This window comes from Deltaproteobacteria bacterium (assembly GCA_016874775.1).
Taxonomy (GTDB): Bacteria; Desulfobacterota; Binatia; order Bin18; family Bin18; genus VGTJ01.
The window spans coordinates 23,093-41,948 of the sequence record VGTJ01000027.1 but is presented as its reverse complement, the minus strand read 5'-3'; the positions used below and the strand labels follow the sequence as shown (position 1 = coordinate 41,948).

Annotated in this window: 20 protein-coding genes; 11 read left to right on the top strand and 9 right to left on the bottom strand. The window is 52.8% G+C overall.

Annotated features, from left to right (window positions below; all coding sequences use genetic code 11):
• Window positions 1–81: 81 nt before the first annotated feature.
• The 5 genes from FJ147_06775 to FJ147_06755 all read left to right on the top strand — a co-directional run bounded on the left by FJ147_06775 (window position 82) and on the right by FJ147_06755 (window position 4,259).
• On the top strand, window positions 82–930 hold the full coding sequence (locus tag FJ147_06775; protein MBM4255587.1) for a thiamine pyrophosphate-dependent dehydrogenase E1 component subunit alpha: 849 nt from the start codon (window positions 82–84) through the stop codon (window positions 928–930).
• Between the two features lie 63 nt (window positions 931–993).
• The gene (locus tag FJ147_06770) at window positions 994–1,272 is read left to right on the top strand and encodes a four helix bundle protein (protein ID MBM4255586.1); all 279 of its coding nucleotides are present in this window, start codon (window positions 994–996) and stop codon (window positions 1,270–1,272) included.
• Between the two features lie 310 nt (window positions 1,273–1,582).
• Window positions 1,583–2,554 (top strand): alpha-ketoacid dehydrogenase subunit beta, encoded by a 972-nt coding sequence (locus FJ147_06765; GenBank protein MBM4255585.1) that lies wholly within the window; start codon window positions 1,583–1,585, stop codon window positions 2,552–2,554.
• Window positions 2,544–2,756, top strand: coding sequence for a hypothetical protein (locus FJ147_06760; protein ID MBM4255584.1), 213 nt, complete (start codon window positions 2,544–2,546; stop codon window positions 2,754–2,756). The genes FJ147_06765 and FJ147_06760 overlap by 11 nt, the downstream gene beginning before the upstream one ends.
• Window positions 2,757–2,762: 6 nt before the next feature.
• Window positions 2,763–4,259 carry a hypothetical protein gene (locus tag FJ147_06755; GenBank protein MBM4255583.1) on the top strand — a complete coding sequence of 499 codons (1,497 nt, stop codon included), beginning with the start codon at window positions 2,763–2,765 and terminating at the stop codon, window positions 4,257–4,259.
• Between the two features lie 318 nt (window positions 4,260–4,577).
• Here FJ147_06755 and FJ147_06750 read toward each other — a convergent pair whose 3' ends face one another.
• The 4 genes from FJ147_06750 to FJ147_06735 form a co-directional block, all read right to left on the bottom strand.
• The gene (locus FJ147_06750) at window positions 4,578–5,507 is read right to left on the bottom strand and encodes an alpha/beta hydrolase (GenBank protein ID MBM4255582.1); all 930 of its coding nucleotides are present in this window, start codon (window positions 5,505–5,507) and stop codon (window positions 4,578–4,580) included.
• Window positions 5,508–5,602: 95 nt separating this feature from the next.
• Complete coding sequence (locus tag FJ147_06745) at window positions 5,603–6,388, bottom strand: alpha/beta fold hydrolase (GenBank protein ID MBM4255581.1); 786 nt, start codon at window positions 6,386–6,388, stop codon at window positions 5,603–5,605.
• A gap of 118 nt (window positions 6,389–6,506) precedes the next feature.
• Window positions 6,507–7,718 carry an LLM class flavin-dependent oxidoreductase gene (locus tag FJ147_06740; GenBank protein ID MBM4255580.1) on the bottom strand — a complete coding sequence of 404 codons (1,212 nt, stop codon included), beginning with the start codon at window positions 7,716–7,718 and terminating at the stop codon, window positions 6,507–6,509.
• Between the two features lie 178 nt (window positions 7,719–7,896).
• Window positions 7,897–8,196, bottom strand: coding sequence for a nitrile hydratase accessory protein (locus FJ147_06735; protein ID MBM4255579.1), 300 nt, complete (start codon window positions 8,194–8,196; stop codon window positions 7,897–7,899).
• Between the two features lie 161 nt (window positions 8,197–8,357).
• On the opposite strand from FJ147_06735, the gene FJ147_06730 reads away from it, so the two are divergent.
• The 4 genes from FJ147_06730 (at window position 8,358) to FJ147_06715 (ending at window position 10,981) form a co-directional block, all read left to right on the top strand.
• Complete coding sequence (locus FJ147_06730) at window positions 8,358–9,695, top strand: Rieske 2Fe-2S domain-containing protein (GenBank protein ID MBM4255578.1); 1,338 nt, start codon at window positions 8,358–8,360, stop codon at window positions 9,693–9,695.
• 53 nt (window positions 9,696–9,748) lie between these two features.
• Entirely contained in the window at window positions 9,749–10,222 is a 474-nt protein-coding gene (locus FJ147_06725; GenBank protein MBM4255577.1) for an aromatic-ring-hydroxylating dioxygenase subunit beta, read from the top strand.
• Between the two features lie 169 nt (window positions 10,223–10,391).
• Window positions 10,392–10,727 (top strand): DUF4258 domain-containing protein, encoded by a 336-nt coding sequence (locus FJ147_06720; protein MBM4255576.1) that lies wholly within the window; start codon window positions 10,392–10,394, stop codon window positions 10,725–10,727.
• Window positions 10,724–10,981 carry a YgiT-type zinc finger protein gene (locus tag FJ147_06715; GenBank protein MBM4255575.1) on the top strand — a complete coding sequence of 86 codons (258 nt, stop codon included), beginning with the start codon at window positions 10,724–10,726 and terminating at the stop codon, window positions 10,979–10,981. The genes FJ147_06720 and FJ147_06715 overlap by 4 nt, the downstream gene beginning before the upstream one ends.
• Window positions 10,982–11,586: 605 nt before the next feature.
• Here FJ147_06715 and nthA read toward each other — a convergent pair.
• Window positions 11,587–12,243 (bottom strand): nitrile hydratase subunit alpha, encoded by a 657-nt coding sequence (nthA, locus tag FJ147_06710; protein MBM4255574.1) that lies wholly within the window; start codon window positions 12,241–12,243, stop codon window positions 11,587–11,589.
• Between the two features lie 51 nt (window positions 12,244–12,294).
• A complete protein-coding gene (gene nthB, locus FJ147_06705) occupies window positions 12,295–13,080 on the bottom strand; it encodes a nitrile hydratase subunit beta (GenBank protein MBM4255573.1) in 786 nt (261 codons plus the stop codon).
• Between the two features lie 310 nt (window positions 13,081–13,390).
• On the opposite strand from nthB, the gene FJ147_06700 reads away from it, so the two are divergent.
• Window positions 13,391–14,644: a hypothetical protein gene (locus FJ147_06700; GenBank protein ID MBM4255572.1), complete on the top strand. Its 1,254-nt coding sequence runs from the start codon at window positions 13,391–13,393 to the stop codon at window positions 14,642–14,644.
• Here the strand turns inward: FJ147_06700 and FJ147_06695 are convergent.
• Window positions 14,595–15,500 carry a YihY/virulence factor BrkB family protein gene (locus FJ147_06695; protein MBM4255571.1) on the bottom strand — a complete coding sequence of 302 codons (906 nt, stop codon included), beginning with the start codon at window positions 15,498–15,500 and terminating at the stop codon, window positions 14,595–14,597. The genes FJ147_06700 and FJ147_06695 overlap by 50 nt on opposite strands.
• On the opposite strand from FJ147_06695, the gene FJ147_06690 reads away from it, so the two are divergent.
• Window positions 15,409–16,347, top strand: coding sequence for a glycerophosphodiester phosphodiesterase (locus FJ147_06690; GenBank protein MBM4255570.1), 939 nt, complete (start codon window positions 15,409–15,411; stop codon window positions 16,345–16,347). The two genes, FJ147_06695 and FJ147_06690, sit on opposite strands and share 92 nt — an antisense overlap.
• Before the next feature lie 103 nt (window positions 16,348–16,450).
• Here FJ147_06690 and FJ147_06685 read toward each other — a convergent pair whose 3' ends face one another.
• Together FJ147_06685 and FJ147_06680 are read right to left on the bottom strand one after the other, a co-directional pair.
• Window positions 16,451–17,761: a DUF1329 domain-containing protein gene (locus tag FJ147_06685; protein MBM4255569.1), complete on the bottom strand. Its 1,311-nt coding sequence runs from the start codon at window positions 17,759–17,761 to the stop codon at window positions 16,451–16,453.
• Window positions 17,762–17,863: 102 nt separating this feature from the next.
• Window positions 17,864–18,709 (bottom strand): LLM class F420-dependent oxidoreductase, encoded by an 846-nt coding sequence (locus FJ147_06680; protein MBM4255568.1) that lies wholly within the window; start codon window positions 18,707–18,709, stop codon window positions 17,864–17,866.
• Between the last annotated feature and the right edge of the window lie 147 nt (window positions 18,710–18,856).

Here is an 18,856-nt window from a genome sequence, read left to right as displayed (position 1 = left end):
GTCGCCCGCGTTCATCCAGCTCTTCGACCAGACTTCGATACTTAGACCGAAGCCAGCACACAATGGTCTCGTCTCTCATCCCTGCTCTTGTGCAGAGGCTCTCCACTCCGGTCAATCACTATTGCGGTAAGTTGTTTCCTGCCACCGCCTTACGTGCTCTATGGGCATCGTGGCATTGCCTACATGATCGCACGCGGAACGCCGATCGCAGCCATTCTTGCTGACGTTGCCGGAAAGCAAGGCGGAACCAACAACGGTAAAGGTGGTGTCATGCATGTGGTTGATGTTCCGCGCGGCGTCCTGGGTGAAAGTGGCACGCTTGGCGGTGGTTTTGTCATCTCGGTTGGTGTCGGCATGGCGTTGAAGCGCAAGATGCCGGGACGAGTGGTGACGTACTTCTTTGGTGATGGGACATCCAATCGTGGCACCTTCCATGAGTCCCTCAATTGGGCGACCGTGCAGAAACTGCCGTGCATCTATTTTTGCGAGAACAATGGCTTTGCCGTGTCGATGCCGACGGGTCGCTCAACTTCAGTGGAAAACATTGCTGATCGGGCTGCGGGGTATGGTGTTCCTGGCGTGGTCGTTGATGGTACTGATCCAGTCGCAGTGTACGAAGTGATGCAAAAGGCCGTCGAGCGTGCTCGTGCTGGGCAAGGCCCGACGCTGATCGAAGCGAAAGTCACACGCCTGATGGGTCACTATGTGGCTGACCAACAACAGTATCGCTCAGACGCAGCCACGGTCCTAACCGCCAAAGACCCACTGCCCAAATTTCAAGACACGCTACTGAAAGCCGGTGTTTTGACTGATGCACTGGTGAAACAGATTGAAGAAGATACGCAACGACAGATTGAGGCTGCAGTAGCGACGGTCAAAGCTGCCCCACCGATCGTGCCGGAGGCGGCGTTGCAGGACTTGTATGCCTAGGAACAGGCTCTGGGCTCTGGGAGTTGGGCTCTAGAAATGGAAAGAAATCTGGAGAGGGCTGTAATCAAGAGCTTTCGGGATTTGCGAGTTTGGCAGGCTGCGATCGATTCGGTGGAGAAAATTTGTCTACTGACCCGAGGATTCCCTAAGCATGAAGTATACGGCCTTGCCAGTCAAATGCAGCGTGCTGCAGTGTCAATTCCTTCAAATATCGCGGAGGGACAGACGCGAGGATATACGAAGGAATATATGCACCATGTCTCGATCGCTCGTTCTTCTCTGGCTGAACTTGAAACGCAACTTGAGATCACACTCCGACTCAAGTACTGCTCCGCAGAATAACATCATGATCTTGTTAAGCAGACGGACTCGCTAGGTAAGCAGCTCTCTACTCTGAGGATTGCGTTGTCAAAATACCCCGAATCCTAGAGCCCAGAGCCTAAAGCCAAACTTGATGTGCATAAAGCTCAGACACTAAATCGGACCATGAAAGATTGGTACACTCGCGCTGTCACCCTGAGTGCAACGAAGGGTCTCTCGGAGGGATTCTTCGCTGTGCTCAGAATGACTCGCTTTGGCGTCTGGAGTGTAACGTGTACGAATGTTCTCAGGTCTGATTTAGTTTCCAATTGGTAATTTCAAGGAAAGACATATGCCAACGATAACCTACAGCAAAGCAATCAACCAAGCCCTTGAAGAAGAAATGCGCCGTGATCAAGATGTGATCCTCTACGGTCAAGACGTCGCCGTGTGGGGTGGAATCTTCAAAGTCACGGAAGGGCTATTGGAGAAGTTCGGGTCAGACCGGGTCTTTGATACGCCAATCTCTGATAACGTCCTGGTCGGTGCTGGAGTTGGGGCCGCGACGATGGGACTCCGACCAGTTGTCGAATTGCAATTTGCTGATTTTATTTTCACTGCTGGTGATGAAGTATTTTTCAAAGCGGGGATGTGGCGGTTTATGCACGGTGGCGCCTTTAACGTACCGCTTGTTGTTCGTTGCCCTTCCGGCGGGTCTGGTTTCGGACCAGAGCATTCTGCATGCCCTGAAGCGTTCGTCATGCACGCGCCTGGGTTGCTGTGTGCCGTGCCTTCGACCCCTGAAGATGCGAAAGGATTGCTGAAAGCTGCGATCCGTTCGGATAACCCGGTGATGTATTTTGAGCACAAGTTGCTCTATGCCATGCGCGGCGAAGTCCCGGACGGTGAGTACACCACGCCGTTTGGTAAAGCCGTCGTTCGCCGTGAGGGCGATGCCGTCACGATCGTTGCCTGGCAAGAGATGTTGCGACGATCGCTGAAAGCAGCAGAACAACTCAGCAAAGAAGGCATTGAAGTGGAGATCGTTGATCCGCGGACCCTCAATCCGTTCGACAAGGACACGATCATTGAGTCAGTGAAGAAGACTGGTGCATGCCTGGTGGTGGAAGAAGCCTATCGCACGCTTGGTGTCGGTGCAGAAATTGGGGCGATATTAGCCGAACATGCCCTCCCTTACCTCGATAAGCCGTTCAAACGACTGGCGATTCCCGACGTGCCGCTCCCGACAGCGCAGCAACTGGTCGATCATATCGTTCCTTCGGTTGATTCTATCTATAAGGCGGTAAAAGACATTGTCGGCTGAAACGAACACTACGACGAACACTCCAGTGTTGATGCCGAAACTCGGTCAAGCCATGACCGAAGGGACGGTGCAACAATGGCATCGCAAAGACGGTGAGCGGATCGAGCACGGGCAGTTGCTACTCACCATCGAGACGGATAAAGCCACCTTCGAGATCGAAGCCCCTGCGAGTGGGGTTCTCCACATTCTTGTTGCTGAATGACAAGAAGTGCGTGTCGGGACCGTTATCGGTGAAATCGGTGATGCTGCCATTGGCGCTCAAGCCGTGACAGTTGCGCCATCAGCCCCGACTCCATCAATGGCAGGGAAAACCGCAACGCGAAGTAAGAAAGTGCTTGCCTCGCCGAAGGCGAAACAACTTGCGGCTGAGCGCGGGATCGACCTTGCAACCGTGACTGCTTCGAGTGCCGATGGCGTCATTTCTGCGGTCGATGTTGAGAAAGCGATCGCCGCTAAAGGAACGACCCCAGCCGTGGTTGTTGAGGCGGTAGGTCGCTCTGTTCGCGAACGTCGCGCACTGACAGGCATTCGTAAAACCACAGCTCGCCGCACCCAAGAAAGTTGGCAGACTATCCCGCATATCGTGCAGATGGTCGATGTCGATGCGACCACACTGCTTGCGACCCGCGCCCAGCTGAAAGCAGAGATTGCCTCGTTGACTCTCAATGACCTCATACTGCAGGCAGCGGCCCGGGTGATGGCTGAGCATGCAGAGCTAAATGCAACCGTCGAGGGCGACACCCTCGTGTTGTACGATGGTATCGATATTGGCTTTGCCGCGGATACGCCGCGTGGGTTAGTCGTGCCAGTCGTTCGCCATGCTGACAAACTGACTGTGAAGGAGCTAGCGGCTGAAAGCGCACGATTGATCGAGGCCGCGCGCAATGGCCGACTCGGAGCGGATGATATCGGCAACGCGAGTCTCACGGTTTCTAACCTTGGCATGTTTGGTATTCGTTTCGGCATGCCCGTGATTAACCTCGGTGAATCCATTCTCGTCTTTGTTGGTGCGGTGGAAGATCGTGCAGTTATCGATCATGGACAGGTTGTTGTCCGTTCGATGATGACACTCAGCATAGCGTATGATCATCGTGTCACAGATGGGGTGGGGGCGGCTGGGTTCACGCAACACCTCAAACAACGGTTAGAGTCTAGTGAAGAGTCCAAAGTCCAAGGTCCAAAGTCCAAAGTTGAGGACAGTCCAGAGTCCGGAGTCCAGAGTCCAGAGTCCAAAGGTAAGGACAGTCCAGAGTCCAGAGTCCAGGGTCCAGGGTCTCCGAATACCGGCCCCCACGAGAAACGTGAAATCTGTACGGTCTCTGATGGCAGTGGCTATACCGTTCAAGTCCAGAGCCTCAGCCACTCATGGTCGCTTGATGAGCCCAGCAGTGATGGGGGAAACGATACGGGTCCAGACCCGGTGTCGGCATTTCTTGGCGCATTGTTGTCGTGCATGACAATCTCATTCAAAGCCGCGGCACGACGGCGTAAGGTGACAGTCGAGCGGATAACTGGACGAGTACAGTCGAATCCGCAAGGGCAGGTGAAGGCTATTGCCCTGACCCTTGAGGTGTGGAGTCCTGACCCTGAAGGCCACGTGCATGCGTTGTTAGATGTCGCGAAACGCGGTTGTTATGTAAGCGGCGTACTGAAGCCAGAGATTGAATTGGCGCTCAAATTAGTTGTTCATCCGCCCGTCAGGTAAGCATTTAATACCTACGGCTAAATCCGGATAGTCACTCTTGATAAGGAGTGACTCTGCGTACTTTCTACTCTTGCTGTTCTTTCTTCGTCTTCAGACACGAAGGCCGAACTTCGTCCGCGTGTGGCTGCACCTGAGCAGAAGACGCAATTCGTCCTGTCCTCGTTACTCTTATCTAAATCGGACCATGAAAGATTGGTACACGAGTGCTGTCACCCTGAGTGCAACGAAGAGTCTCTCAGAGAGATTCTTTGCTGCGCCGCGACTCAGAATGACAGGGCGCTCAGATTCGGAAACGCTACCATCAAAAAAGATGTGGTCTTACTTCGCAAGCGCGTTCCTCAATGAGCTTGCGGCATCTTGCACGGCTTTTTCTGCGGGCTCTACCACCTTGGCCATGCCCATATAGCCGTGAATAAGTCCTTCCTGACATTTGTATTCAACGGGAATACCTGCATCACGGAGTTTCCTCGCGTAATCTGCGCCTTCGTCACGCAGCGGATCGAACTCAGCCGTAAAGATGGCTGCGGGTGCCAAGCTTTGCAAGCGTTTTGCTCGCAATGGAGAAGCAAGCGGGTTCTCGCCATCTGCACTATTACGCAAGTAGTGATTCCAGAACCAGCGCATCATCTCGGTGGTAAGAAAATAGCCTTCCCCATTCTCTCGGCACGACGGCGTATTGCAAGCGTAATCAGTGACCGGATACAGCAGCAGTTGCAATGCAATTGATGGTGCACCGCGCTCTTGCGCCATCAAGGCAACGGCTGCAGCAAGATTTGCCCCTGCGCTTTCGCCACCAATGGCGAGTCGAGATGGGTCGCCGTGGATTGATGAGGCATTGAGCGCCGTCCAGGTTGTTGCCGCGTAGCAATCTTCCGGGGCAGCGGGGAACTTGTGTTCAGGGGCGAGGCGGTAATCAACTGAAACCGTGATACAACCGGCTTGGTTCGTCAGCGAACGGCATGAGGCATCGACAGTCTCAATGCTCCCTACGACCCACCCGCCACCGTGAAAATAGACGAGCAGCGGAAACGGACCGCGTCCATTTGGCGTGTAAATACGAATGGGAATATCACCAGCTGGCCCTTTGATCGTACGGTCTTCGACTTTACCGACTGGTTCAACATCACCTTTGTTCGCACGCATGGCGAGAATCTGTTCACGTGCCTTTTCCGGCGTAAGGTGATGCATCGGCGGTCCGGCCTTAGTCATGAGATCAAGAACAGTTTTGACTTGTGGATGTAATGGCATGGGTCCTCCTAAGGGATAGGGTACTGGTTACAGGGTTCAGGGAAAACAATGACTGAGGGCGTGTCCATTTTTGACTGTCCCCTGTCCCTTGTAACCTATTTCAGAAATTCACGTACAAGGCCAACAAACTGTGCGGTTTTTTCGAGATGCGGATTGTGTCCACATTGTGATAGCACTTCGAGTCGCGCGCCACGAATCGCTTGTTGGTACTGTTCGCCGCACTCAAGCGGAATGATGCGATCGTCTTTTCCCCAGATGACCAACGTGGGAACCCGTAGCCGTGGTAACAAATGGGGGAGGCTGCGATTAAACATATACGGTTTCCAGCAATAGCGGATCGTATTCTCCTGGTTCTGGACGACGATCTCACGTTCTTCACGCGACGGTTTACGCCCAAACAATTCCTCGTACTCAGGAATCGTTTTGAGATCGAAAAACGCCATCTGGCGCGTGCTATCTTGTCCATGCAGAAAAATATCGGTGATCTCTCCCTTGTGTGGTTGAATACCAGCAGCAGCAGCCAGCACCAGGCGATCGACAATCTGCGGGCAGCTTACTGCCATTTCTGCTGCGAGCCAGCCGCCTATCGAATGGCCAAGCAGCGAGACTTTTGGTAAATCGAGTTCTTGTAAGAACCAGAGAGTAAAACGTGTTAAGTCAGAAAAACTCTCCAGCCACTCCGGGCGTCGTGACTGGTCGAAACCTGGAAGGCTTGGCGCATACACCGTGAAGTGTTCAGCCAGCTGACGATGGTACGCACGCCAGTCGAGACTGCCTTCTACACCGTGCAAGATCACTAACGGTTGTCCTTGCCCAGCTTTTCGTAACTGAATTTTTGTTCCAGCTACGTCAATAAATTGTTCCTGTGGTTCAGTTGGCATAAGTCACCTTTTGTAGAAAATGGGGCTAGGGACTGGTTTTTCTTTTTCCCACAAGCCCCAAGTCCCAATTCCCTAGCCCCAAAGCATAGACTTTAGACTTTGGACTTTAGACTTATTTTTACGGTGCCACTTCAAATGGCCCAGGCAGCCCGAGCTCTTTACCCATGTCTTTCATTGCTGGCAACACTTCTTGTTCCATGAGCTGCAAACAGCGCATGGTATCTTTGTGACTGATCGTGCCGTCGTTGGTCCAGACCCCAAGAATGCCAGGGCGAAGGGTAGACAGCATCTGTCGCACTTTTTTGACAACCGTCTTTGGGCTACCGACAATGACACGATTACTTTCGACGACTTTTTCCCATCCAGCGGCATCGATACCACCGTACAGGGGATCCGGTTTCAAGGCATGTTTATATTGTTCGAGTAGTCGCTTCACCCCTTCACGTGAGTTGTACCCCGGAGGAGCCATGAAATCGCCCGGCATTGGTACACGCCCGACTCCCGCATTGCCGACCAAAAATCCTTCGCCGACTTCGTATGCCTTCTCGTCGGTATCTTGCACATGAATACGCACGAGATACCCGAAGTTCTGTGGCCCTGGCTCATAGCCGACTTCGCGCGCGGCTTGGGCATAGATCGACATCAGATCAACTGTCACCTGCGGATCGGTTTCGAGATAAATATACGGGTAGTGATGTTGTGCGCACCACACCAGTGTTTCTGGACTGCCGATCCCAGGAATCCAGACCGGTGGATGTGGTTTCTGCAGTGGACGCTCGAATGGATTGACCACACGAAAATGATAATGTTTGCCTTCCCAACGGAAGGGGCCTGGCGTGGTCCACGACTTCATAATCAGATCGTGCGCCTCTTCAAAGCGTTCACGATTGTAGACCGGGTTGGTGTTCGTTGCCCAGGTTTCGATTCCTGTGCCACGCACGAAACCAGAGACTAAACGTCCGCGCGAGATCATATCGATCTCAGCCAGCTCTTCGGCGAGGCGCAGGGGGTTATCGAAGATCGGCAGCGGATTCCCAAGCAACACGATCTTGGCTTTTTTGGTCGTGCGCGCGAGAATCGCCGCTTCAAGGTTCATTGCGGCACCAAGACAGGTCGGCGTGTTGTGATGCTCATTGAGCATCAAACCGTCAAAGCCAATCTGATCGGAATACTCATATTCATCGAGATACTCGTTATAGAGATCCGCGCCACGGGCGGGATTAAAATGCTTATTGGGGAAGGTTAGTCGCACCGAGCTACGAAAACTGCTCTGTACATCCTCTGCGGTATAGTCGACATACGCTCGTTCGGTAAAACGCATGAGAAACATGCTGTCTCCCTCCTTTCGACAGAGGACACTATCGCGTCTTGCTGGTAAAGATCAAGAGAAGCAAAATCTGAGCTTCTAGCATGACGCAGCGTGCGCCATGCACACGAACAGCGACAAGGGGGAAGTCGTGCGCTACACGCACGCTACAGAAAATTCAGCACACTGGGGCAACGATAGGCTAGAGAGAGAGCCCCTTCTTCGCCAGTAGCTTTTCCAGCGCGGCCAGCCAGCTCTCATAATACGAGGGAAGGTCCTCCGGAGGTGCGTCCGGCCCAGCGGCTCTTTCTCCTGCGGCAATCTCGGCGATCAAATGATCGCGAAACTCATCCCACTGATAAAATCCCTGCTCCCATAACGACACGGCCATAGCAAATGCCCGTCGTTCCCATGGATCGTGAAAGACCAATTCTCCACTACTGCGTGGAAGTGATGCTTTTCCCGTCATTTCTGCGATGTTGGGATTGGTGACTTGGGTCATAATCGGTGTTCTCCTTGGCGTAGCTTCTCTAGCGCGATATATTTTTCTTGACAACAGAGGTCGTGTCGGTTTAGGAGTATGAGGAAGCTTTTGATCAGGAGTGCGCCTGCCGCGATACTCAGCACTGGGACGCGAGGCGTTCCACCAACAAGGAGGAACAGATGAAGCCATCCCGGACAACAATTGACTACACTGATCTTGTGAAAGAAGACCGCGTGCATGGTCGAGTCTACACTGACCCGGACATCTTTGCCGAAGAAATGGATACCGTTTTCCACCGTGGTTGGGTCTACGTTGGCCACGACAGTGAGATTCCCAATGCAGGCGACTTTCGTCTGCGGAAAATGGGGCAACAGGCGGTCATTATGGTGCGTGATGAAGACGGCAACGTGCAGTTGCTGATGAACCGCTGTCCGCATCGCGCCAATGCTGTCTGTCAGGTTGAACGCGGTAACACCGCCAAGTTCCGCTGTGCCTATCATGGTTGGACGTTCCGCACGAATGGAGAACTCTTAGGGGTCACTTACAAAGATCGCTACGATGAGTCGTTTCGTAAAGAAGATTTCGGGCTGCGTAAAGTTCCGCGCGTAGGTATCTATCGTGGGTTTGTCTTTGGCAGTTTGAGCCCCGTCGGTATCACTCTTGATGAACATCTCGGCAAGCCAGCCAAAGAGCAGATTGATCTCTTTGTCGATCTGTCTCCAACGGGTGAACTCGAGGTGAGTACTGGTGTTCACAAATATGGCTATCGTGCCAACTGGAAGTTTCAAATCGAAAATAGCATGGACGGCTACCATCCGAACTTCGTCCATCAGACCTTCTTCGATAACATCAAACGCAAGACCGGATCTTCGAGTATTACCGGCGTCTTTGCCAGTCAGTCTTTAGCGCAAGCACGCGATCTAGGGAATGGTCACGCGTTGTTAGACTACCGACGCTACAACAAAGAGCACGGCGCGGGCCTTCGTACTGCTCTGCCGACGACGCCTTCAGGGGGCGCGTACCACGAGGCCATGGTTGCACGCTATGGTAACGAGCGTACAGAGGAAATCCTCACCTCTGGTGGGACACATTTATTGGTCTTTCCCAATCTTGTCCTCATCGGCGCGCATATCCGTGTGATTAGTCCCATCAAAATTGATGAGACTGAAGTCTTCCTCTATCCGGCGCGACTGAAGGATGCACCGGAAGACATTAACGTCACGCGCCTGCGTGGGCATGAATCGTTCTATGGCCCGGCAGGTGGTGGCGCGACCGACGACTTGGAGATGTTCGAGCGCAACCAAATGGGCCTGAGCGCGCAGCTCGATCCGTGGCTGTACCTCGGGCGCGGATTGCACAAAGAAGTCGAAGATGTTGACGGAACGCTTGTTGGCCAGGTCACCGATGAAGTCACACAACGAGCGATCTGGAAGCAGTGGAAGAAAGTGATGCTGCAGGGAGTCGAGGCTCCGGCGCGTCGGCGGGCGAATGGAACCGCACGCAGAGTCGCGCAGTGACAAGGGATGGGCGTATTGCAATACGCCCCTACACGCAACCAAGGAACACTCGTATGCTTCCAGATCGTCACCACATCGAAAGTTTTCTCTATCGCGAAGCACGTCTGATGGACTCGCATGCCTATGATGAATGGTTTGCGCTGTGGACCGATGACGCACTGTATTGGATTCCCTCCAACGATGACGACTTCGATCCGCAGAAACACGTCTCGATTGTCTACGAGAATAAGGCGCGTATTGAAGATCGTATTATTCGTCTCAAAAGTGGCGCTGCCTACGCGCAAGATCCACGGTCACGTGTGAGTCGTATCATCTCGAACGTCGAGATCGAAGCGGGAGAGAACGGTGAGGTGATTGTCTATTCGACGTTTAACTTAACCGCCCTGCGCCGCAGCAAGATGGATACCTTTGCCGGACGCACAACTCACAAGCTGAGACCGGATGGGGACAGTTTCAAGATCGCATACAAGAAAGTGGTCCTCATCAACAATGACGAAGTGATCAACAATATGACCTTTCTGGTGTAAAACAGGTTGCGGCAAATTCATCTGCTGTTACGTTAGGACTGTTCGAGCCGCTATCTGAGATCTACAGCCAAGAAGGAATGGGAGAAGGGCCAAAGCCGCCTGACAAGTAGGGCAGAGGGAGGGTAGAAGGCCGACTGAAAAAACGCTACGAAAACCGTAAAACAACAGCATGGCGTCGCAAACTGACCCAATTATCCAAATCCAGCGGCTGGTGCGAGCCCGCCTCTATCGTGTCAGGTCACATGCAGTACGACATATGATCGAGGAGGGATTTGATGAGTATCAACTTTTGCAAGCATTGACTGGTAAACTGCAGCTTGTAGAAGCGTATGGCCAGGACTCCCGTTATCTTGTACTCGGTTATTTCCACTTCACAACCAAAGTCCTGTCGCCTCTTCATATCCTCTGTGATCTCTCGAACGCGGGTGTCGTTGATTTGGTGACGGCGTATATTCCGCAACGACCTTGGTGGATCAAGCCGACGCTGCGAGGAAAAAGACGATGAAGAAACAACCTCTCCATGCCCCATGTTCTGAATGTGGCAGTGCCGTGCGCGCACGGACAATTACCCAAGAGTTTGAACGCGAGGGCTTGCGTGTTATTGTGTCCGGTATTCGTGCCCACGTGTGTACAAAATGTGGTGAGACATACTTTGCGCCGGGCGGTGCCCAAGCATTAGTGGAAGCCGTCAATGGGCTATTTGCGCTTGCTAGGCAGAACCAGCAACATAAGGGACCGTTGACCGCCGCAGTGGCGTAACCCAGCTGTCAAGGAAAGAGGGACAGGGTTTTACTTCTGTAAATGGTGCGAATTCGGGGATATTGTTGGGACATTGGGGGTGTAGAAAAATTCAGATATCACAGACATATGATTCCGTACGAGTTGAAATGTCATAAGGCAAGATCTGCCCTTTTTTCTTGCTTTTTTCTTCCACTAGCCGCATGGCTCACAAACTGAGACTAGAGGGTGATAGCTTCAAGGTCGCCTATAAGAAAGTCGTGCTGATCAATAACGATGAAGTGATCAACAACATGACGTTTCTGGTCTAATACTGAAGGCACTGTGGCAACAGCATGCCTTCGAGCGGGGAGCACGCAGCACGCAACAGCGACCGCCGATCACGAGTCACGAATCACGCACTGCTCTTGCCGAAGTACACAAAATGTTATCCGAGGTGTACGAATGGTTTACCGAAGGGTTCGACACGAAGGACTTGCAAGAGGCGAAAGAACTTTTGGAAGAATTGAGTGATCGGGCAATTGGGGAATTTTCTCATTGAGCCATCGAGCCATCGGATCATTAGGGAAACATTTTTTTCAATGGCTCGATGACCCGATCGCTCGATGATCCGATCGCTTAACGCTCTACACTCCGACCTTTGTTGTCCCTATCATTGTATCTCGTGTTACCAGTTTCGCGAGTTGTTCTTCGCTTAGCTTCTCGGTTCCTTTGGGGCGCTCTGGCAACACCATATAACGTATCTCTGCACTACTATCCCACACGCGAATCTCGACTGACTCATCAAGCTCAGTGCCAAATTCTCGCAGTACACTGCGTGGGTCAATCACAATACGTGAACGATAGGGCGCGCTTTTGTACCAAGTTGGTGGCAAACCTAGCACCGGCCAGGGATAACATGAACACAAGGTGCAGGTGACGACGTTGTGGACCTTAGGCGTATTTTCGACGACGACCATGTGTTCGCCTTGAAGTCCACTAAAGCCGAGTTCGTTGATTGCTGCGGTGGCATTGGTGAGCAGCCGTTTCTTGTAGGCAGGATCGGTCCAGGCACGAGCAACAACTCTTGCTCCATTCATGGGACCTAAGTCATGTTCATAGGTCTCCGCCATCTTGTCGAGTGTGGCTGAGTTGACCAACCCCTTTGCTACAAGCAGCGTTTCGATTTTGCGGACGCGTTCTTCTAACGCTTGGGTTTGTGCGGGCGTGTGGTGTTTGACCGTGCGCGGATCGGGCCCGGCGTTGTGATGGCTATGATCGTGATCTTGGTGTTTGGTGCTCATAGAAGACCTCAACGGAAAGAATACAGAATGTAGAATGTAGAATTCAGAATGTTAGGAACGTGAAGACTTATGCTTCGCAGATTTCATTGCTGCTTTACGTACGGGCGTGGCTTTCTGCACGGCCCCTGATTTTGCTGCTTTTATCATTATTTGCTTCTTGGCTGTTGGTTGTGGTGAAGCAACAGGTATAAGGTAATCTTCCCACAAATCAATATAGAGGTGATCGCGCCGGGCGGCGTCTGGTCCCCACAGCCCACGTGCTTCAAAACGGACACAGTACAACGGCTGTGGTTTTTCTCCTTGACCATGGGCATTGGTGTCTGGATAGACAAAGGTGCCGTGAACGATGTGAATCGTACCTTCTCTGCCTCGTACATAGCGTGGCAAGCGCGTATGACCAGAAGGATTGAGGTTCTTGGTCGTAACGCGGTCGCCAACTTTGAAGCGTGGTTTCTGGCGTCCGGTTTTGCGACTCGTTGGCGCTCCACCGTTTACAACGACTGGAACTGCCTCGGGTGGAAGTGGAGGTTGATCGCTCTTGCCTTTGGTTGAGGTTCGACCCGAAGCGATCTCCCCTGGTGTGAGCACCCCCTGTTCAAGTGCAAGCGTCTCCAGAGCTGCCAGCCAATGTTCGTAATAGGAAGATTCTAAGTAATGAGCTGGGTCCATGCGTTCAATCGCGTGACGAAAGGCATCGAGTGTGTCCAAGCGTCCCATCCCCAGCATCGTCATGGCAAACACCCGCCGTTCCCATGGCGCATGAAAAAGCGGCTCATTTTTCTCGCGAACGACAGGCCCAAAACAAGTCATTCCTCCCATATCGTGCACACCATTCATTATGATTGCTCCTCCTGGTTCAAACGCAGGCGAGCGTACCATCGAGGATGGGCGAGGGCAAGGTTGGAAAGAGGCAGTCAGTTATTAGCTTTCAGCTCAAGGAGGTTACAGGTGACAGGTTACAGGGAACAGGGCACAAGAGTGGTGGGGTGGTCTCCGGTTCGCCCCATCTCCCGTTCTCCCTTGCGTTTTCTCATCTCGGTTCTCCCACTCTCCGATTCTCTGTTTCCTCTCCACAAGATAGCCTCCTTCCTCAACCTCAAACTGCCATTTAGTATAGGCGCGCAACAGAAGTAGAGAGGAGCCTGTTATGTCTGAAGCCAGGAATGGAATTTCATCTAGACTCAAGGTTGGCATCGTCGGTGGATCGATTGCCGGATGCACGGTCGCTATTGAACTTGGTCGTTTAGGATGTTCAGTGACACTGTTCGAACGAACTGGTGATGAGTTAAAGGACCGGGGGGCGGGTATTGGTGTTCCCCCTTCGGTAATTGAGACTTTTATCAAACGTGACTTGGTCGATGCCAACCTTCCCTATTTTGCATCGAGTACCTTCATGCGTATTTGGCGCACGGAGGCCGAGCGGAAATATGGCTATCTGGCATGGGATCAACCTGCGCGTCTTGAATTGCTGAACTGGGGTGGTTTGTATCAAAACTTGCGCAAGCGCGTGCCGAATTCTGTGTATCGCTCTGGGCATAGAGTCGTAGCGCTGCATGATCGTGATGGGAAAGGGGTTGGTGTCGAATTAGCCGATGGGACTATCCATGAATTCGACTTGGTCGTCTGTGCGGATGGATATGCTTCGTTAGGTCGCCGGACGTTATTTCCTGACGTGAATGTCAAATACGCCGGGTATGTCTTGTGGCGTGGGTTTATTCTGGAAAACGAACTTGAAGAGTCACATCCAATGGAAAGTGGAGTGCGTTGTCTCGGCTATCCGGGAGGGCATGGGATCTTTTACTTTGTGCCGGGGCCGAATGGTTCGGTGACGCCTGGCAAGCGGCTCGTGAATTGGGGCATGTATGTGCCAGTGCCTGAGGAGACGCTTACCGACTTTCTCACCGACAAAAATGGCTACCAACATGAGGGATCGCTTCCTCCTGGTGCGATGCCACTTGCCACTGAAGCCGCTCTGAGACAGAAATCGCACGAGCGCATCCCAGACTATTACGCAGACATTACTGATAAGAGCCCAAATACCTTTGCTTACGCGATTTATGACTGTCAGGTCCCAGCCTATCGCCAGGGGCGTATCTGTTTAGTCGGTGATGCCGGAGCCTTTGCGCGTCCGCATAGCGCGGCTGGCGCGCTGAAAGGGATCAACGACGCGACCGCGCTGGGTGACGATCTTAGAAATCACTCGTCGTTAGACGAAGCGCTTGCGCAGTGGAACCGGGTGCGGACGGAGACCGACAACAACCTCGTACGCTTTGGCAATCAGTTGGGCCGGGCGCTGGTTACAGAAATTCCTGATTGGTCGAAAATGAATGCCGCAAGTATGGAGAAATGGTTTACTTCGATCGTGACGATTCGGACGGAGATGCTGAATCAGAAGCGGTGATCGGCACGATGCCTGAGCTGTAGTGGTGCGCGTACACCCATGTGAATTCGGCACCGATGAGGCAGACCTGCGCTGAGTAGTAGACCCATAACAAGATGGCAATCAGTGAGCCGGCGGCGCCGTACGCTGACGTTACGGTACTGTGTAGCAGATACCAACCGATCAGCCATTTCCCGAGGGTAAAGAGCGCAGACGTGACGATCGCGCCGACCCACGCATCGCGCCACGCGATCCGTACCGCAGGAACGACTTTGTAGATAATCGTGACAAGTGAGGTGAGCATTCCGAACGACACAATCAAATCGACCCACTGCCAGAACGGCGCACTATCACGAATGAAGCGAGAAACCGATCGGCTCATAACGGTCGAGGCCATGCTGGCAGCGAGTGACAACAACAAGAAGAATCCTAATCCAACGACCATGAGGAGGAGAAACAGTTGGTCCTTCAGCCAACTCAGGAGGCGGTTTCCTGGTTGTGGTTTCGCATGCCAAATCGTATTGAGCGTGTTGTGGAGTTCTCCCATCACTCCAAGTGCACCGATCAACAATGTGAGAACACCAAGGATCGTGGGCAGTGTACCTGAAGCCGGTCGACTCGCATTGATGATCGTGACTTGAATCGCCGAGGCAAGTTCTCGTCCGACAAGGTCTTGCAGTGCGGCGACAATTTGATTCTCAGGAGCATGAATACCAAAAATCGACCCAGCAAGGGCGACCGCAATCACCAGCAGTGGAGCAATGGCAAAAATCGCGTAGAATGCCATGGCTGCTCCCCGCTGGGAGGGATTGTCTGCGTACCATTTGGCGAACGTTTCCGCGACGAGGTACCAGATCTCTTTGATTACTGTTTGCATCTCTTCTATTGTGGACGGATCATCGCTCAATGACAAATCTATGCGTACCTTTTTCGATGGACAAAAGCCGCGCCTCTTCGCTCATCGCGGGGTGAGTGGGGAAGCTCCCGAGAATACGCTGGTTGCGTTTCAACGCGCAGTCGATCTGGGGATCGTGTATGCCGAACTCGATATGCACGCGACCCGTGATGGTCATGTGGTTGTGTGCCACGATGCGACACTCGAACGGACCACCAACGGTCACGGACAGATTCGTGCATTGTCTTTGGCTGAGGTCCGGACCTTCGACGCGGGCTATCATTTTTCTTCAGATAGCGGGCACACGTTTCCGTTTCGGGCTACTGAGGTGAGAGTCCCAACGCTGCTGGAGGTGTTGGAGCAATTTCCCACGCTTCACTTCACCATCGAAATCAAGCAAACTGATCCACCAATCGAAGAACTGGTCATAGCCGCCGTGCGTGCAATCGGTCGTGAACAGCAGGTGATCGTTGCTTCCGAACATGACGCAGTGTTGGCTCGGGTACGAAGACACGCCCCAGAAATCGCGACGAATCTAGGTTATGCTGAGGTCTTCGAATTCATCCAGCGAGTAGCAGCGAATCAGCTTGCTGACTATCACCCGCCGGGACACGCACTGCAGATTCCGCCATCATTTCAAGGCATCCCTCTTGTAACCTCACAAACGGTCGATGCTGCTCATACGTTTGGCTGTGAGATGCATGCCTGGACGATCGACGATCCGCAAGAAATGGACAGTCTGCTCGACGTCGGTGTAGATGGGATTATGTCGAATTTTCCGGCGCGATTGCTTGAGGTGGCTGGAAAAAGAAAAGGGGGAAATGGGTAAAGGGGGAAAAAAAGAAAGAAACGGAGAATCGGAGACGGGGAGAAGCGGAGACTGCCCCACCTGTCTTCTTCTCCGGTTCCCCGTTCCAGATTTTCCCTGAAACTTACTCCTGAAACACCAAGTGACCAGCCGTTTCCTGCGCTTGATACTTCGCTTCAATCTCCGGAGTTAGCGCGATTTTCCGCGCCGCCGGGAATTTGTCACGATCTAAGGTTGGTCGTAAGAAGTATTGCTCTGGTGTGAGCACCTCAGACTGACTCTTCAGTGGAGCGAAGAACCACACACGCGGCAGCACACCTGGATTGAAGAACACGTCACGGTCTTTCTCTGACCACTGTCGTGTTTCATGGGCATCGTGAACGCTGTAGCGCATGTAATCTAACGTCACATCCCAATAGTGATTAAACAAAATCCCGTAGCCCTTGTCGCCCATCTCTTTATTGTGGTGCTTGGCGATGCGAGTTTCGACAAAAATCAGATTTCCTTCGTTATCGAACTGTTCGATGCGCAATGGATAGAAGTAGTGTTTATCGAGCCAGTAGATAATGCGAGGGGCATAGTAATTAGGTAGCCATTCATCTTTTGCGCGCGATTCTACCACCCAACATTCGATTCCACCGTTTGCCGTGTAGAACGGGTAGTCGTCGCCCATCACGCGGATCTTGTCGGTCGGGATATCATGTAAGGTTCCGTCGGCATCTGCGAGTGTGACGGTTGGACGCGTGTTAGGAAATCTCACCGTCTGAGAGAGCGTGTCAACCCCGAGAAGTCGCCAAGAGAACTCCCACGGGTCACGGCCAAAGATGTCATCGAAGCTTTCCGCTCCTTGGGCGAGTTTATCACCACGACGTGGTTGGGGTTGTCGACGTACACGACGCAGGGCGGGCGAGTACGCATACATATCCCACCGTGCAGCAGCGTTGCCTCCAGCACGATACTGGATCAGCACCATCTGATTCCCAAGATCCTCAGGAGGGAAAATATTCTGCCCAGTAATCTTTCGGGTCGCACCTCCAGGGGCAGTACCATAGAGCTCACCGTGCAATCCATACTGGCCACTAGCATTGGGGACATAGAAAATCGGGCTGTACATTTTAGATGTGCGCAGAAAACCTTCGGCAGTCAGAGCGCCAGTCACATCGATCAGATTGCATGACCACCGCGGTGAATGGCTATATTCCATTGCCCGATAGCCCATCTCTTCAGCAGTGAAGGGCGGTTCAAATGGATAGCGTTCAGCGGGGAGATTCGGAAACTGCGAATCGCGGGGTGTGTCGCTGCGCGGGTCGAAGAGTTTGTTTTCTTCAGCGGTGAGTTCGCTCACGAGACGCCAGGTTTTTGTGGCAGGTTGCTCTCCCCACGCTACGCTCTGCGTGAAGATGGCAATCAGACAAATGATGATGAGTATTGGCATTACTCTGTTCTTCCCTATGGGTGCAATTGGCGATCTGTAGCGTGTGCTATACGCACGGAAATCAGTACAGGGCAGAACGTCGTGCGCACAGCGCACGCTACGCTACCCTGAGATCTTCGGTATGACATCCTTCGCAAACCGCTCAATCCCACGGCGGAACGTATCAGCATCAGGATAGCGACCAAGACCTAACACATAGTAACTCGCCCCGGCGTCACGATACGCCGAGATGCGGTCGATCATACTTGCGCTGCCACCTTCACCTTCGCGGATCATACCGCCGACAATAATCTCTGGAGTCGGACGGTTCAGCTTCTGCGCTTCTTCACGGAAATAGGAACTCAGGTGTGTGATTTCATCAGGTTTCAAGCCGATCGGATAATACGCTTCACCGAATCGCAGGGTACGCTCTAAGGCTTTGGGGCCACTGCCGCCGATCCAGATTGGTGGACGAGCTGGACGTGGTGCAAAGACAAATGGTGGAAACTTCACTAGTTTGCCATCGTATGAATTGACATCATTAGCGAACAGATTGTGCAGAATTTGCAGTGCTTCGTCGGTGAGTGCGCCACGTTTGCGAGGGTCGACACCGAGAATAGCAAACTCTTCGCGCATCCAACCGACACCGGCACCAAGAATGATCCGTTCTCCGGATAACTCTTGCAACGTGGCGAGCTGCTTAGCGATCAACAACGCAGGTCGGTACGGAATAACGAGGACAGAGATGCCAAGGCGAATCTTTTGCGTGATACCAGCGAGGTAGCCCAAGGTTGTCAGCGGATCGAGATAGCGTCCGCCTGAACCTTCAGTCTGATCTGGCGGAATAGTGAGGTGATCGACTACGAACGCCGCATCAAAGCCGCAATCTTCCACCGCACGCGCACACGCGGCGATTGTCTCGCGAGTTGACTGCGGTCCCATGTTACGGATGACAACGCCGAATTTCATTACGCCCTCCTTTGCTGCTCGATCAGCGACTCACTACTATCCGTCAGTGAACAAGGATTGAGGACTGAGTAAAAATAGGAATCCAGAATCCAGGAGCCAGAAGTCAGAATGCCTAGGATGCCCTCTCTTCACTTCTGATTTCTGGAT